Origin of the sequence: Mesorhizobium helmanticense, from assembly GCF_003034915.1 — a bacterium.
GTDB classification, from domain to species: domain Bacteria; phylum Pseudomonadota; class Alphaproteobacteria; order Rhizobiales; family Rhizobiaceae; genus Mesorhizobium; species Mesorhizobium helmanticense.
Genome location: NZ_PZJX01000007.1, coordinates 286,553 through 300,093 on the forward strand (window position 1 = coordinate 286,553; position 13,541 = coordinate 300,093).

Genomic DNA, 13,541 nt, shown 5'->3' on the forward strand with positions numbered 1-13,541 from the left:
TCAGCGCTTCGTCGCCCGGATCGCTGCCCAGACCGTGGACGGCGATGCCGGCATGGCGATATCGGTGATGCCGATGGCGTCGGTGATGGCGTTGATCACCGCCGGCGGCGAGCCGATGGCGCCGGCTTCGCCGCAACCTTTGATGCCGAGCGGATTGCCCGGGCATGGCGTGTTCGAGGTCGAGACCTTGAACGACGGCAGGTCGCTGGCGCGCGGCATGGTGTAGTCCATGTAGCTCGCCGTCAGCAACTGGCCGCTGGCATCGTAGAAGGCGCCTTCCAGCAGCGCCTGGCCGATGCCTTGCGCGATGCCGCCATGCACCTGGCCCTCGACGATCATCGGATTGATGATATTGCCGAAATCGTCGGCGGCGACAAACTGGATGATCTCGGTCGTGCCGGTTTCCGGATCTATCTCGACCTCGCAGACGTAGCAGCCGGCCGGAAAGGTGAAGTTCGACGGATCGTAGAACGCCGTCTCCTTCAGCCCTGGCTCCATGCCGCCTGGCAGATTGTGGGCGGTGTAGGCGGCGAGCGCCATCTGGAACCACGGCACGCTTTTGTCCGTGCCCGCCACCTTCAGCGTGCCGTTGTCGATGACGATGTCGCCCTCGTCGGCCTCGAGCAGATGGGCGGCGATCTTCTTGGCCTTGGCCTCGACCTTATCGAGCGCCTTGGCGACGGCCGACATGCCGACCGCACCCGAGCGCGAGCCGTAGGTGCCCATGCCCATCTGCACCTTGTCGGTGTCGCCATGGACGATCGAGACGCTGTCGATCGGCACGCCGAAACGCTGGTTGACCAATTGCGCGAAGGTCGTCTCATGGCCCTGGCCATGACTGTGCGAGCCGGTCAACACTTCGATCGTGCCGACGGCGTTGACGCGCACCTCGGCGCTTTCCCAAAGGCCGACACCCGCTCCAAGGCTGCCGACAGCCGCCGACGGCGCGAGGCCGCAGGCCTCGATGTAGTTGCTCATGCCGATGCCGCGCAGCCTGCCTCTCTTGGCGGCGGCCGCCTTGCGCCCGGCAAAGCCGGCATAGTCGGATGCCTTCATCGCCGCGTCGAGCGAGGCGGCATAGTCGCCGGCGTCATAGTTCATGATGACCGGCGTCTGATGCGGGAAGGACGTGATGAAGTTCTTTCGCCGAAGCTCGGCTGGCGACACGCCCAGTTCGCGGGCGGCGGTCTCCATTGTGCGTTCGAGCAGATAGGTGGCCTCCGGCCGCCCTGCCCCGCGATAGGCGTCGACCGGCGCCGTGTTGGTGTAGACGGCGCGCACATTGGCGTGGATGGCCGGAATGTTGTACTGGCCCGACAGCAGCGTCGCGTAGAGATAGGTCGGCACACAGGACGAGAACAGCGACATGTAAGCGCCGAGATTGGCGATGGTGTCGACCTTCAGCCCGGTGATCACGTTGTTCTTGTCGAAGCCCATCTCCACGGTCGAGACATGGTCGCGGCCATGGGCGTCGGTGAGAAAGCTCTCGGTGCGGTCGGCCACCCATTTGACCGGCACGCCGGTCTTCTTCGAGGCCCACAGGCAGACTATCTCTTCGGGATAGATGTAGATTTTCGAGCCGAAGCCGCCACCGACATCCGGCGCGATGACGCGCAGCTTGTTTTCCGGCGCGACATTGTAGAAGGCGCTCATAACCAGGCGCGCCAGGTGTGGGTTCTGCGAGGTCGTCCAGCAGGTATAGTGATCCTCCGCCTTGTCGTAATGGCCAAGCGCCGCGCGCGGCTCCATGGCGTTGGGCACCAGCCGGTTGTTGACGATCTTCATGCGGGTGACGTGGGCAGCGGCCTTGATTGCCGCGTCGGTTGCCTTGCCGTCGCCGAGTTCCCAGTCGAAAATCAGATTGTTGTCGGCTTCCGGATGGATCTGCGGCGCACCCTTCTCGAGTGCTCTCGGCGCATCGACGACCGCCTTCAACTCCTTGTAGGTGATGTCGACCGCTTCGGCCGCGTCGCGCGCCTGGCTCTTGGTTTCGGCGACCACGACGACCACCGCGTCGCCGACATAGCGAACCTTGTCGAAGGCCAGCGGCGACCACGCTCCCATCTTCATCGGCGAGCCGTCCTTGGAATGGATCATCCAGCCGCAGATGAGATTGCCGATCCCGTCTGCCTTGAGCTCCTTGCCGGTCAAAACGCCGATGACGCCGGGCATGCCTTGCGCCTGCTTGACGTCGATCTTCTTGATCTGCGCATGTGCGTGCGGGCTGCGCACGAAGGCCGCATGCTTCATGCCTGGAACCACCATGTCGTCGACATAGCGGCCGGCGCCGGTGATGAACCTCTTGTCTTCCTTGCGCGCCACCCGAGCGCCAACGCCTTCAATGCCCATCGCAGAAATTCCTCCCAAATTGAAGGGGAGTAGGGCAGTAAGGGAGTAAGGCTGTAGGGAAATTGGCTCCTGGTTCCCTACTGCCTTACTGCCCTACTCCCTTACTCCCTTAAGTCCTTCACGCAGCTTGCTTGGCCTTGCCCTTCGCCCCCTTGGACATCGTCACTGACGCGGCGAGGATCGCCTTGACGATGTTGTGGTAGCCAGTGCAGCGGCAGATATTGCCTTCGAGCTCGACGCGCACCGTGGCCTCGTCGAGACCTTCGGGGTGGCGGTTGATCATGTCGGTCGCCGCCATGATCATGCCCGGCGTGCAGAAGCCGCATTGCAGCCCGTGATGCTCCTTGAACGCCGCCTGCACCGGATGCAGGTCGGCGCCGTTGGCCAGACCTTCGATCGTCAGCACGGTCGACCCGGAGGCTTGCACCGCCAGCATCGTGCAGGACTTTACCGCCTTGCCGTCGACATGGACCACGCAGGCGCCGCATTGCGAGGTGTCGCACCCGACATGCGTGCCGGTGAGGCCGAGATTCTCCCGCAGGAAATGAACCAGCAGCGTGCGGTCTTCGGCGACGCCGCTGACCCGCTTCCCGTTGACCGTCAACGATACTTCCGACATGAAACCTCCCTGGGCAAATACCTTGGTCGTTCCGTCGCCGATGCGGCGCATGCGCTCCGGCTGGCCGCTCTTCCTCCACCCGTGTAACATACGGAAAAAGCGGCCCGAAATTCCGAAGTCGTGAGAATGCAGTTCGCCCGAAAATCCGCATATTGTACTTTCGGTCACGCCGGAGAAAACGGTGACATGAACCGAAAACTTCGATCACCGTGCGCTACCGCCATCCGATCGCCGCGAGCAGAGCAGACCGGAGGCTCATCGCGCGGTCCTGATGCCGCTGTCGACAAGCTCGCGCAGCACCGGCGCCAGCGCCGACGGCAGATCCTCGGCGATTAGCCCAGGTCCGCAATGGCTGCCGGCCTCGGCATGGATCCAGACCGCCGCGCAGGCCGCTTCGAAAGCCGGCATGCCCTGCGCCAACAGTCCGGCGATGATTCCTGCCAGCACGTCGCCGGAGCCGGCGGTGGCGAGCCACGGCGCGCCATTGCCGTTGATTGCCGCCCTGCCATCGGGTGCTGCGATCACCGTGTCGGCGCCTTTGTAGATGATGACGGCGTTGGCGCGCTCGGCAGCGGCGCGCGCCCTGTCCAACTTGGACAGGACCTTGTCCCCGGCAATGTTCGGAAACAGCCTGGCGAATTCACCCTCATGCGGGGTCAGCACCAGGGCGGGGGCGTCCGGCAGACGAGCGGCTTCGAACAGCAACTCAGGCGCCTCGCGAAACGAGGTTATGCCGTCGGCATCAAGCACCAGCCCGTCGATCCCGCCAGCGGCGCCGTGCCGTCCTGCACTTAGTACGGCAAGGGCAAAATCCCGCGCCTTTTCACCGACGCCAAAGCCCGGGCCGAGGACGAAGGCCGACGGCCGGCGCTCGCCTATGAAATCGTGCATGTCGGCGACGGTGTCGGCCTTGCGCAGCATGATCGAGGTCAGATGCGCGGCATTCACCTGCATGGCATTCGCCGGCGAAAGCACGGTCACGGCCCCTGCCCCGCTTCTGGCCGCGGCAAGCGCCGACAGTCTCGCGGCACCCGTTGCGCTCGGCCCGCCCGAAAAAACGCCGACATGGCCGCGCTTGTATTTGTGGGTGTCGACGGCGAGAACCGGGAACTTCCCTACCCAAAGCGGCGGGGTATTTTCGAAGGTTCGTGGTTCAAGCTGCGCAATGACGCCGTCGCCGATGCCGATGTCGGCAAGCACGATTTCGCCGCACATTTGGCGCCCCGGCAGCAGCAAATGCCCCGGCTTTTTGCGCGCGAACGTCACTGTGACCTCGGCGCGGAATGCCCGGCCGAGGACTTCGCCACTTGCGCCGGAAACGCCCGAGGGCAGATCGACCGCGATGACGGGCAGGCCCAGCTCCGTCGCCCTGTCGACCGCGCTCGCGGCATCGTCGGCGAGCGGCTTGGACAGCCCTGCCCCATAGAGCGCGTCGACCACGATCGAGCCCGTCTCGGCAACAAACTCGGCCAGCGGACGAGGTTTGACCGGGCACCGCGAAGCAGCGAGAGCCGCATCGCTGCCGGCCCTTGGCGGGCCGGATGCCCAAAGCAGGACGTCGACGGCGCTGTCCCTCAGAATGCCCGCGACGACGTAGCCATCGCCGCCATTGTTGCCGGGACCGCACAGGACATGGACGCGGCTCGCCTGGGGATAGCGAGCCAGCACCACGGCCGCGACCGCCTCGCCGGCGCGCCGCATGAGGCCGAAGCCATCGAGTGGCCCGGCCGCAATCGCCAGGCGATCGGCCTCGGCCATCTCGGCCGGAGACAAAAGTTCATTGCTCATGGATTGCCGACCCGCATTTGCGCAAGCATTGTCCAGTTTTCGGTTTGAGGCAAACATCGAAGAGACAACACGATCCGCCAATGCATCGTTCAAAGCCAACGCTGTGCGTAAGTGCCTATGAAATGTGCTGCTTGCCCTATTATTGTGCGGACGCAGTGATTGGCAATGTGTAGGTTCTGGGCGCCCATGACGTATCCAATGCAGCGGATGACGCGAATTTGCATCCCGGCGCGACATGGCATTGAAATCGCGTAATGCCGCTTCTAACCCTCTCAATTGGCACAGTTCGTGCTTGAAGGAGGCGCAAGCGGGGCTCACAACCCGTCTTTTTTGGCAGTGGAGGCCACTTATTACATGAAAAAGATCGAAGCGATCATCAAGCCGTTCAAGCTAGACGAAGTGAAGGAAGCGCTTCAGGAGGCCGGGCTGCAAGGCATCACCGTTACCGAAGCCAAGGGTTTCGGCCGGCAGAAGGGCCATACCGAACTTTATCGCGGCGCCGAATATGTCGTCGATTTTCTGCCCAAGGTGAAGATCGAGGTCGTGCTCGGCGACGACGCGGTCGAAGGCGCGATCGAGGCTATCCGCAAGGCGGCCCAGACCGGCCGTATCGGCGACGGAAAGATCTTCGTCTCCAATATCGAGGAGGTCGTGCGCATCCGCACTGGCGAAACAGGGATGGACGCCGTCTGAGGTTTCTGATTTCAGATTACCGTCTCCTCGAAACGTCACCACACAGGGAAGAAATGACATGACGACAGCCAAAGACATCATGAAGCAGATCAAGGACAACGACGTGAAGTTCGTCGATCTGCGCTTCACCGATCCGAAGGGCAAGCTGCAGCACGTGACGATGGATGTCGTCGAGGTCGAGGAAGACATGTTTGCCGATGGCGTCATGTTCGACGGCTCCTCGATCGCCGGTTGGAAGGCGATCAACGAGTCCGACATGGTGCTGATGCCCGACCCTGAAACGGTGCATATGGACCCGTTCTTCGCGCAGTCGACGATGGTCATCCTGTGCGACATCCTCGACCCGATCTCGGGCGAGTCCTACAACCGCGACCCGCGCGGCACCGCCAAGAAGGCCGAGGCCTATATGAAGGCGGAAGGCATCGGCGACCAGATCTTCGTCGGCCCGGAAGCCGAGTTCTTCGTATTCGACGACGTCAAGTACAAGGCCGACCCTTACAACACCGGCTTCAAGCTGGACTCCACCGAATTGCCGTCCAATGACGACACCGACTATGAGACCGGCAATCTCGGCCACCGTCCGCGCATCAAGGGCGGCTATTTCCCGGTGCCGCCGATCGACTCTGCGCAGGACATGCGCTCGGAAATGCTGACCGTGCTCGCCGAAATGGGCGTGCGCGTCGAAAAGCACCACCATGAGGTCGCAGCCGCCCAGCACGAGCTCGGCATCAAGTTCGACACGCTGGTCCGCAACGCCGACAAGATGCTGATCTACAAATATGTCGTGCACCAGGTCGCCAACGCCTATGGCAAGACGGCCACCTTCATGCCGAAGCCGGTGTTCGGCGACAACGGCTCGGGCATGCATGTCCACCAGTCGATCTGGAAGGGCGGCAAGCCGACCTTCGCCGGCAATGAGTATGCCGGCCTTTCGGAAAGCTGCCTGTTCTATATCGGCGGCATCATCAAGCACGCCAAGGCGATCAACGCCTTCACCAATCCGCTGACCAACTCCTACAAGCGCCTGGTGCCGGGCTATGAAGCGCCGGTGCTGCTCGCCTATTCGGCGCGCAACCGTTCGGCCTCCTGCCGCATTCCGTTCGGCTCGTCGCCGAAGTCCAAGCGCGTCGAGGTCCGCTTCCCCGATCCGGGCGCGAACCCCTACCTCGCCTTCGCCGCCATGCTGATGGCCGGCCTCGACGGCATCAAGAACAAGATCCATCCGGGCCAGCCGATGGACAAGGACCTCTACGATCTGCCGCCGAAGGAGTTGAAGAAGATCCCGACCGTCTGCGGCTCGCTGCGCGAAGCCCTGCAGAGCCTCGACAAGGACCGCGGCTTCCTGAAGGCCGGCGGCGTCTTCGACGACGACCAGATCGACAGCTATATCGAGCTCAAGATGGCCGAAGTGATGCGCTTCGAAATGACCCCGCATCCGGTCGAATACGACATGTACTATTCGATCTGAACCGGATCGATCAGAAACAAAAACCCCGGCGTCGCGGCGCCGGGGTTTTTTCATGTCATCTATCATAAGAGCCAGGCCACCAGCGCCGCCGACAGGACAGAGCTGCGTCACGGCGCAGACGCGCGGAGCGCCTGCGCCGTGGGGAATGCTCAGGCAGCGGCCTTCTTCGCCGCCGTGTCCACGCTGGCGATCGTCTTCAGGATCTGCGAGGCGATCTGGTAGGGGTCGCCCTGCGAGTTCGGGCGGCGATCCTCAAGATAGCCCTTGTAGCCATTGTTGATGAAGGAATGCGGCACGCGGATCGAGGCGCCGCGGTCGGCGATGCCGTAGCTGAACCTGTTCCACGGCGCGGTCTCATGCTTGCCGGTCAGGCGCTTGTCGTTGTCCGGGCCGTAGACGGCGATGTGGTCCATCAGGTTCTTGTCGAAGGCCGCCATCAGCGCCTCGAAATAGTCCTTGCCGCCGACTTCGCGCATATAGGCGGTCGAGAAATTGGCGTGCATGCCGGAGCCGTTCCAGTCGGTGTCGCCCAGCGGCTTGCAGTGATATTCGATGTCGATGCCGTATCTCTCGGTGAGGCGCTGCATCAGATAGCGGGCCATCCACATCTGGTCGGCGGCCTTCTTGGAGCCCTTGCCGAAAATCTGGAATTCCCACTGGCCCTTGGCCACTTCGGCGTTGATGCCCTCGTGGTTGATGCCGGCCGCGAGGCACTGGTCGAGATGCTCCTCGACGATCTGACGCGCGACTGAGCCCACATTGGAGTAGCCGACGCCGGTGTAGTAAGGACCCTGCGGCGCGGGATAGCCGCTCTCAGGGAAGCCGAGCGGGCGACCGTCCTTGTAGAAGAAATACTCCTGCTCGAAGCCGAACCAGGCGCCCTCGTCATCGAGGATGGTGGCGCGCTTGTTGGATGCATGCGGCGTAACGCCATCCGGCATCATCACCTCGCACATGACGAGCACGCCGTTGCTGCGCGCCGGATCCGGATAGACGGCGACCGGCTTCAGCACGCAGTCGGAGCTGTGGCCCTCGGCCTGCATGGTCGAAGAGCCATCGAAACCCCACAGCGGAAGCTGCTCGAGCGCCGGAAACTCGGCGAATTCCTTGATCTGGGTCTTGCCCCGAAGGTTGGGAACCGGGGTGTATCCATCGAGCCAAATATACTCGAGCTTGTACTTCGTCATTCTGACCTCTCGTTGCTTGATAAACCGAACTTCTGGATGACGCCGGCGCGCGCCGAACCACCCAGCAGCCGACCTGCCGGTTCATTAAAATGCAAATCGTGTGCCATTCTCGGCTCGAGAGGTGCGGCAAAAATGACCCGACAACCCGGCAAACCCGCCAAGCCGCCTAAGCAATGCGGCAAGATCAATCAAAAGCAGATATTGCACAAATCTTGGGCAAATACTGATCTTTTCATAGGCATATTGCTTAAACGGATCGCAGCACCTATCTTGAGGAAAGATTGAATCGATATCGTTCGGCAGAAGAAAGGAGACCGGCAATGGAAATCACTCCGACCCGTCCCTCGGCCAAGATCCTGATGTTCCCGGTGGCAGCGCGCGCTTCTGCCTTAAATTTAAGCGAAAAGGCTAAGTTCGCGGCAGAGCTTGCCTCTTTGCGCAGTGTCAGCACGGATTTCGGCGACGCCTGGTACCACGAGGCCGCCATCGAGGACGAAGCCAAACAAACTCGAAAGAGTTGAAGCCGCAGAATTATCGTATCCTGAAAACGCAAAAGCCCGGCGCGATCGCTCGCGCCGGGCTTTGTCTTTGAATGCGGAACCGTCGCCTACTCTTTGGCGTGCAGGTCGGTTCCCAGCGTGTCCCTGACGAAGATCATGCCGATGATCAGCGACATCGCCGCGATGATTACGGGATACCAGAGACCATAGTAGATATCGCCCTTGTAGGCGCTGAGCGCGAATACCGTCGCCGGCAACAGGCCGCCGAACCAGCCATTGCCGATGTGGTAAGGCAGCGACATGCCGGTGTAGCGGATGCGGGTCGGAAACATCTCGACCAGAATCGCGGCGATCGGCCCATAGACCATGGTCACGAACAGGACGAGGATGAACAGGATACCGATCGTCATCGGCCAGTTGACCGCGGCCGGGTCGGCGAACATGGCGAAGGCGCCACCGCCCGGTATGTTGTAGACGGTGACCTCGGGCGCACCCGCTGCCTCGTCGGCAGTCAGCAGCTTGTCCTTGATCGCCTGGTCGGTCGGAACCGTCGCCTTCTCGCCAGCGCGGATGGCGGCGGCATCGAGCTTCAGTTCCGGATTGGCCGCGACGAAACCGTCAAGCTTCTGGTCCGGCACCTTGATTGCCGCCCGCTTCAGCGGATAGCCACCGTCCTGCAAGGACATGTTGACGGCCTTGACGAAGGCGGCGTCCTTGGCCTTGGCCTGATCGCCGGCGGCCGTGGCGTCGTAGGACTCCACCGTCTCGTTGCCGATCTTGACCGACGCGGCCGTTCCGGGTGCGGCCGTTGCCACCACGTCATAAGGCACCGAGTTCTTGGTCAGGAACGAAGTCGCGATATCGCAGGATGTCGTGAACTTCGCCGTGCCGACCGGATTGAACTGGAACCTGCAGTCGCCGGGTGCCGCCGTCACCGTCGCACGCGTGTTCTGCTGCGCGGTGGCAAGCGCTGGATTGGCGGCCCAGGTCAGTGCCTTGAACAGCGGGAAGGTGCAGACGATCGCCAGCGCAAGACCCGCCATGATGATCGGCTTGCGGCCGATCTTGTCGGAAAGCCAGCCGAAGACGACGAAGAAGATCGAGCCGATTGCCAGCGCAATCGCGATCATGATGTTGACCGACTGCGCATCGACCTTGAGCACGTTGGTCAGGAAGAACAGCGCGTAGAACTGGCCGTTGTACCAGACCACGGCCTGACCGGCTGTGAGGCCGAGCAGCGCCAGAATGGCGATCTTGGCATTTTTCCATTGGCCAAAGGCTTCCGTCAGCGGCGCCTTGGAGCCCTTGCCCTCATCCTTCATGCGCTGGAAGGTCGGCGATTCAGACAATGAAAGCCGGATCCAGATCGAAATGCCGAGCAGCAGGAAGGAAACGATGAAAGGAATGCGCCAGCCCCAGGCGGCGTAGGTTTCCTTGGCCATCGAACCCTGGACGATCAGGATGACGATCAGCGACAGGAATAGGCCGAGCGTTGCCGTCGTCTGGATCCACGACGTGTAGTAGCCGCGGCGGTCGTCCGGCGCATGCTCGGCGACATAGGTTGCCGCACCGCCATATTCGCCGCCGAGCGCCAGGCCCTGCAGCATGCGCAGGATGATCAGGATGATCGGCGCGGCGATGCCCAAAGTCGCATATCCAGGCAGCAAGCCGACCAGGAAGGTCGACAGGCCCATGATCGTCATGGTGACAAGGAAAGTATATTTACGGCCGACAAGGTCGCCGATGCGGCCGAATAGCAGTGCGCCGAACGGACGCACCAGGAAGCCGGCGGCGAACGCCAGCAGCGCGAAGATATTGCGCGTGGCTTCCGGAATGGTTGGACTGAAGAAAGTCGAGCCAATGAACACTGCCAGAGAGCCATAGAGATAGAAATCGTACCATTCGAAAACGGTGCCGAGCGAGGAAGCGAAGATGACCTTCTTCTCCTCCCGCGTCATGCCGCGGCTTATGCCGCCGGCGGTCGATGCCATTGCCATTGGATATGTCCTCCCATGAGATCCCGTCTGTCCTCGATGCTGCGCATCAATGTCCGCGTTCTCTTCCGAAAGCGGATACGGCAGCACGGCCATCGGCGGAAGAAATGACAGAAAGTGCCGTCCGGCGGCAGACCAACCTTGGGATTATGACTTTGGTCGAATGCATCGGCGCGAGAAGCCCGCGCCGCGGCGGGCGCCTTCAGCCCTTGAGCGCCTCAAGCAGGCTTACGGCCGCCATCATGTCGCGCTTGCGCCCCGAGCGGCGCGCGACGGCTTCCGCATCCTGGCCCCAGTGCTCGGCCTGCCAGTCCTCGTCGACATGGCCGGCTACCCAGGCCGCCTCGCCGTCGAGTTCGCCGAAGTCGACCGCCAGCGCCAGCAGCGCCGATCCCGTCAACGAGGTCATGACGTGGATCGACGCCAGCCGCAGCGGATCCTTGCGCTGGGCAAGATGGACGCCCAGCACGGCGATTGTCTCGCGCGGCTGCTCGACATGGATCACCCCTTCGGCGAGATGGAACCGCGCCCCGAGTGCCGTCCGCGCCCAGTCGATGACCGGATCCCAATGCTCGTTCTGCCGGTCGACCAGCCCTTGCGGTGCGTCGGCGCGATAGCAGAGCAGGTCGGACGAGGCGAAGCGCAATATGTCTTCCAGCACCGCCTGCGGGTCGCTGGCGACGCCGTCGATGGCCGTATTGACCAGGCGCATGACCGGCATCGTCACCGGGTCGATGGTCTCGCCCTGCACAGCGAATTCGTCGGCGACCAGGCGGGCAGCCTTTTCGGTCGGCAGCACCAACAGCGCCTTGCCCGGCGTGCGCACCGGCTTGCCATCGAGATGAACGGCAAAACCGTCGTCGACCGATGCGACCGAGACGGCTTTGTAGAAGCGCTTCGGCAAATGCGTCTTCATCTGGATCTGGGCGCGGCGCACCGGATCCGGGTCGGAAAGCTGCTTTCCCGCTTCAAGGTCGTTGAGGATATCGCGCATGGAAGGTCTCTCTTACACCGGCGCCAGCTTGCGCGCCGGCCGGTTGACGATGATCAGACCGGCGGCGATGAGGCCGAGTGCCAGGAAAATGCGGACGGTCAGCGGCTCGTTCAAGATGACGGCGCCACACAGCACACCAAACACCGGCGACAGGAAGGTGAAACTCGACAGGCCAGATGCCGGATAGCGCCTGAGCAGCCAGAACCACAGCACATAGGTGAAGGCGACGACATAGACGGCCTGGAACAGCAGGGCCAATGTCGGCAAGGCGGCAAAGTCGCGGACCGGCGGGCCGGCGAAAGGCAGCACCAGAACGCCAACCAGGATGGCGCCGGCCAGTTGATAGAGCAGCAACTTCTCGGCACTGGTCTCGGCCAGTTTCGAGCGCTTGATGACGATGCTGGTCAGAGCCCAGAGGATGCCGGCGCCAAGACTGAGCAGATCACCGGTCAGTGTCACGCCGTTGCCGGTGCTCACCTTGTCGGAGAACACGGCGACCAGACCGGCGAAAGCCAAGAGAAGGCCGAGGAGCTTGCGCGCGGTTATGCGCTCGTCCAGCAGGAAATGACCGCCGATCAGGACCCAGAACGGCATGGTGTTGACCAGCAGCGTGTTGCGGGCAACGGTTGTGTGTTCCAGCCCGACATAGAGAAACAGAAACTCGATGCCGAAGAGCACACCCACCACAATGCCTGCGACAAGGGTCTTGTCGGGCGTGAACAGCTTGATGCCGCGCCAGCGGCACCAGCCAAAAACGCAAAGACCACCGATGATGGAGCGCGCGACCGACAGGAAAACAGGATCGTAGCCGGCGTAGGAGACCTTGGCGGCGACATAATTCAGGCCCCAGGAAAATGTCAGCCCGACCATGATCGCGGCCGCCGCCATATCAACCGCGTCGCGGCGGTCGAGCGTATCGGTGGCGACGCCCACTGCCCTAGTCCTCCGCGCTGGCGTCGTCGAAGCCGATCAGGTTCCAGCTCTGGCGCATATGCGGCGGCATCGGCGCGGTTACATCGATGAAGCCCTTGTCGGGATGCGGAATGACGATGCGGCGCGCATGCAAATGCAGGCGGTTTTGAATGCCGCCGGGAAAATCCCAATTGGTATCTGCCTCGAAATATTTGGGGTCGCCGATAATCGGGCAGCCGATATAGGCGGCATGGACGCGAAGCTGATGGGTGCGGCCGGTATAGGGTTCCATTTCCAGCCAGGTCATCGTCTGTGCCGCCTGCTCGATGACGCGATAATAGGACACGGCGTGGTCGGCGCCCTTCTCACCATGCGCGGCCACGCGCACGCGGTCGCCGTCGGGCGTCGGCTCCTTGATCAGCCAGGTCGAGATCTTGTCCTCGCGCTTCGGCGGCACGCCCTTGACCAGGGCCCAATAGGTTTTCTTGGTCTCGCGCGCCCGGAACGCCTCGGAAAGCTTCATCGCCGCAAGCCTGGTGCGGGCAACGACAAGCACGCCCGACGTGTCGCGGTCGAGCCGGTGCACCAGTCGCGGTTTTTCGCCCTTTTGATTGCGCCAGGCTTCGAGCATGTCGTCGACATTGCGGGTGACGCCGGAGCCACCCTGAACGGCGAGGCCCGCCGGCTTGTTGAAGACGAAGACTTTCGGGTCCTCATGGATCAGCATTTTGGCGAGCACGTCGGCATCGCCCTGGTTGCGGATCGAGTGGCCGGTGAGTGGGCTCTCGCCCTTCTTGTCGACTTCGAGCGGCGGCACGCGAACCATCTGCCCCGGCTCGACGCGGGTGTCGGCCTTCACCCGACCGCCGTCGACGCGGATCTGGCCGGAACGCAGCAGCTTTTGCAGATGGCCGAAGCCGAGGCCCGGAAAATGGGTCTTGAACCAGCGATCGAGCCGCATGCCCGCCTCACCGGCCTCCACTGTGATCTGTTCAACGCCTGCCATTTTTCTCGCTTTACCCCGTTTAGAACGGGGG

11 protein-coding genes are annotated in these 13,541 nt (G+C 62.6%); 3 read left to right on the plus strand and 8 right to left on the minus strand.

Annotated elements, in window-relative coordinates:
- The 3 genes from C9427_RS05560 to C9427_RS05570 form a co-directional block, all read right to left on the minus strand.
- Complete coding sequence (locus C9427_RS05560; protein WP_107648163.1) at nt 1-2,349, minus strand: xanthine dehydrogenase family protein molybdopterin-binding subunit; 2,349 nt, start codon at nt 2,347-2,349, stop codon at nt 1-3.
- Between the two features lie 118 nt (nt 2,350-2,467).
- Nucleotides 2,468-2,968, minus strand: coding sequence for a (2Fe-2S)-binding protein (locus C9427_RS05565; RefSeq protein ID WP_107648208.1), 501 nt, complete (start codon nt 2,966-2,968; stop codon nt 2,468-2,470).
- Nucleotides 2,969-3,223: 255 nt separating this feature from the next.
- A complete protein-coding gene (locus C9427_RS05570) occupies nt 3,224-4,756 on the minus strand; it encodes an NAD(P)H-hydrate dehydratase (protein WP_107648164.1) in 1,533 nt (510 codons plus the stop codon).
- Nucleotides 4,757-5,110: 354 nt separating this feature from the next.
- Here C9427_RS05570 and C9427_RS05575 point away from each other — a divergent pair, with 354 nt between their 5' ends.
- Both C9427_RS05575 and glnA read left to right on the plus strand, forming a co-directional pair.
- A complete protein-coding gene (locus tag C9427_RS05575; protein WP_006205430.1) occupies nt 5,111-5,449 on the plus strand; it encodes a P-II family nitrogen regulator in 339 nt (112 codons plus the stop codon).
- Between the two features lie 58 nt (nt 5,450-5,507).
- Nucleotides 5,508-6,917 carry a type I glutamate--ammonia ligase gene (gene glnA, locus C9427_RS05580; RefSeq protein WP_107648165.1) on the plus strand — a complete coding sequence of 470 codons (1,410 nt, stop codon included), beginning with the start codon at nt 5,508-5,510 and terminating at the stop codon, nt 6,915-6,917.
- 149 nt (nt 6,918-7,066) lie between these two features.
- On the opposite strand, the gene C9427_RS05585 is transcribed toward glnA, so the two are convergent.
- Nucleotides 7,067-8,104 (minus strand): glutamine synthetase beta-grasp domain-containing protein, encoded by a 1,038-nt coding sequence (locus C9427_RS05585; RefSeq protein ID WP_107648166.1) that lies wholly within the window; start codon nt 8,102-8,104, stop codon nt 7,067-7,069.
- Nucleotides 8,105-8,424: 320 nt separating this feature from the next.
- On the opposite strand from C9427_RS05585, the gene C9427_RS05590 reads away from it, so the two are divergent.
- A complete protein-coding gene (locus C9427_RS05590; RefSeq protein ID WP_107648167.1) occupies nt 8,425-8,625 on the plus strand; it encodes a DUF2735 domain-containing protein in 201 nt (66 codons plus the stop codon).
- An 86-nt stretch (nt 8,626-8,711) separates the two neighbouring features.
- Here C9427_RS05590 and C9427_RS05595 read toward each other — a convergent pair whose 3' ends face one another.
- The 4 genes from C9427_RS05595 to C9427_RS05610 all read right to left on the minus strand — a co-directional run bounded on the left by C9427_RS05595 (nt 8,712) and on the right by C9427_RS05610 (nt 13,510).
- The gene (locus C9427_RS05595) at nt 8,712-10,601 is read right to left on the minus strand and encodes an MFS transporter (protein WP_107648168.1); all 1,890 of its coding nucleotides are present in this window, start codon (nt 10,599-10,601) and stop codon (nt 8,712-8,714) included.
- 199 nt (nt 10,602-10,800) lie between these two features.
- On the minus strand, nt 10,801-11,592 hold the full coding sequence (locus tag C9427_RS05600; protein WP_107648169.1) for an ATP12 family chaperone protein: 792 nt from the start codon (nt 11,590-11,592) through the stop codon (nt 10,801-10,803).
- A gap of 12 nt (nt 11,593-11,604) precedes the next feature.
- Nucleotides 11,605-12,480 (minus strand): DMT family transporter, encoded by an 876-nt coding sequence (locus tag C9427_RS05605; protein WP_167434261.1) that lies wholly within the window; start codon nt 12,478-12,480, stop codon nt 11,605-11,607.
- Between the two features lie 49 nt (nt 12,481-12,529).
- Complete coding sequence (locus tag C9427_RS05610; protein ID WP_097576016.1) at nt 12,530-13,510, minus strand: RluA family pseudouridine synthase; 981 nt, start codon at nt 13,508-13,510, stop codon at nt 12,530-12,532.
- Nucleotides 13,511-13,541: the final 31 nt, after the last annotated feature.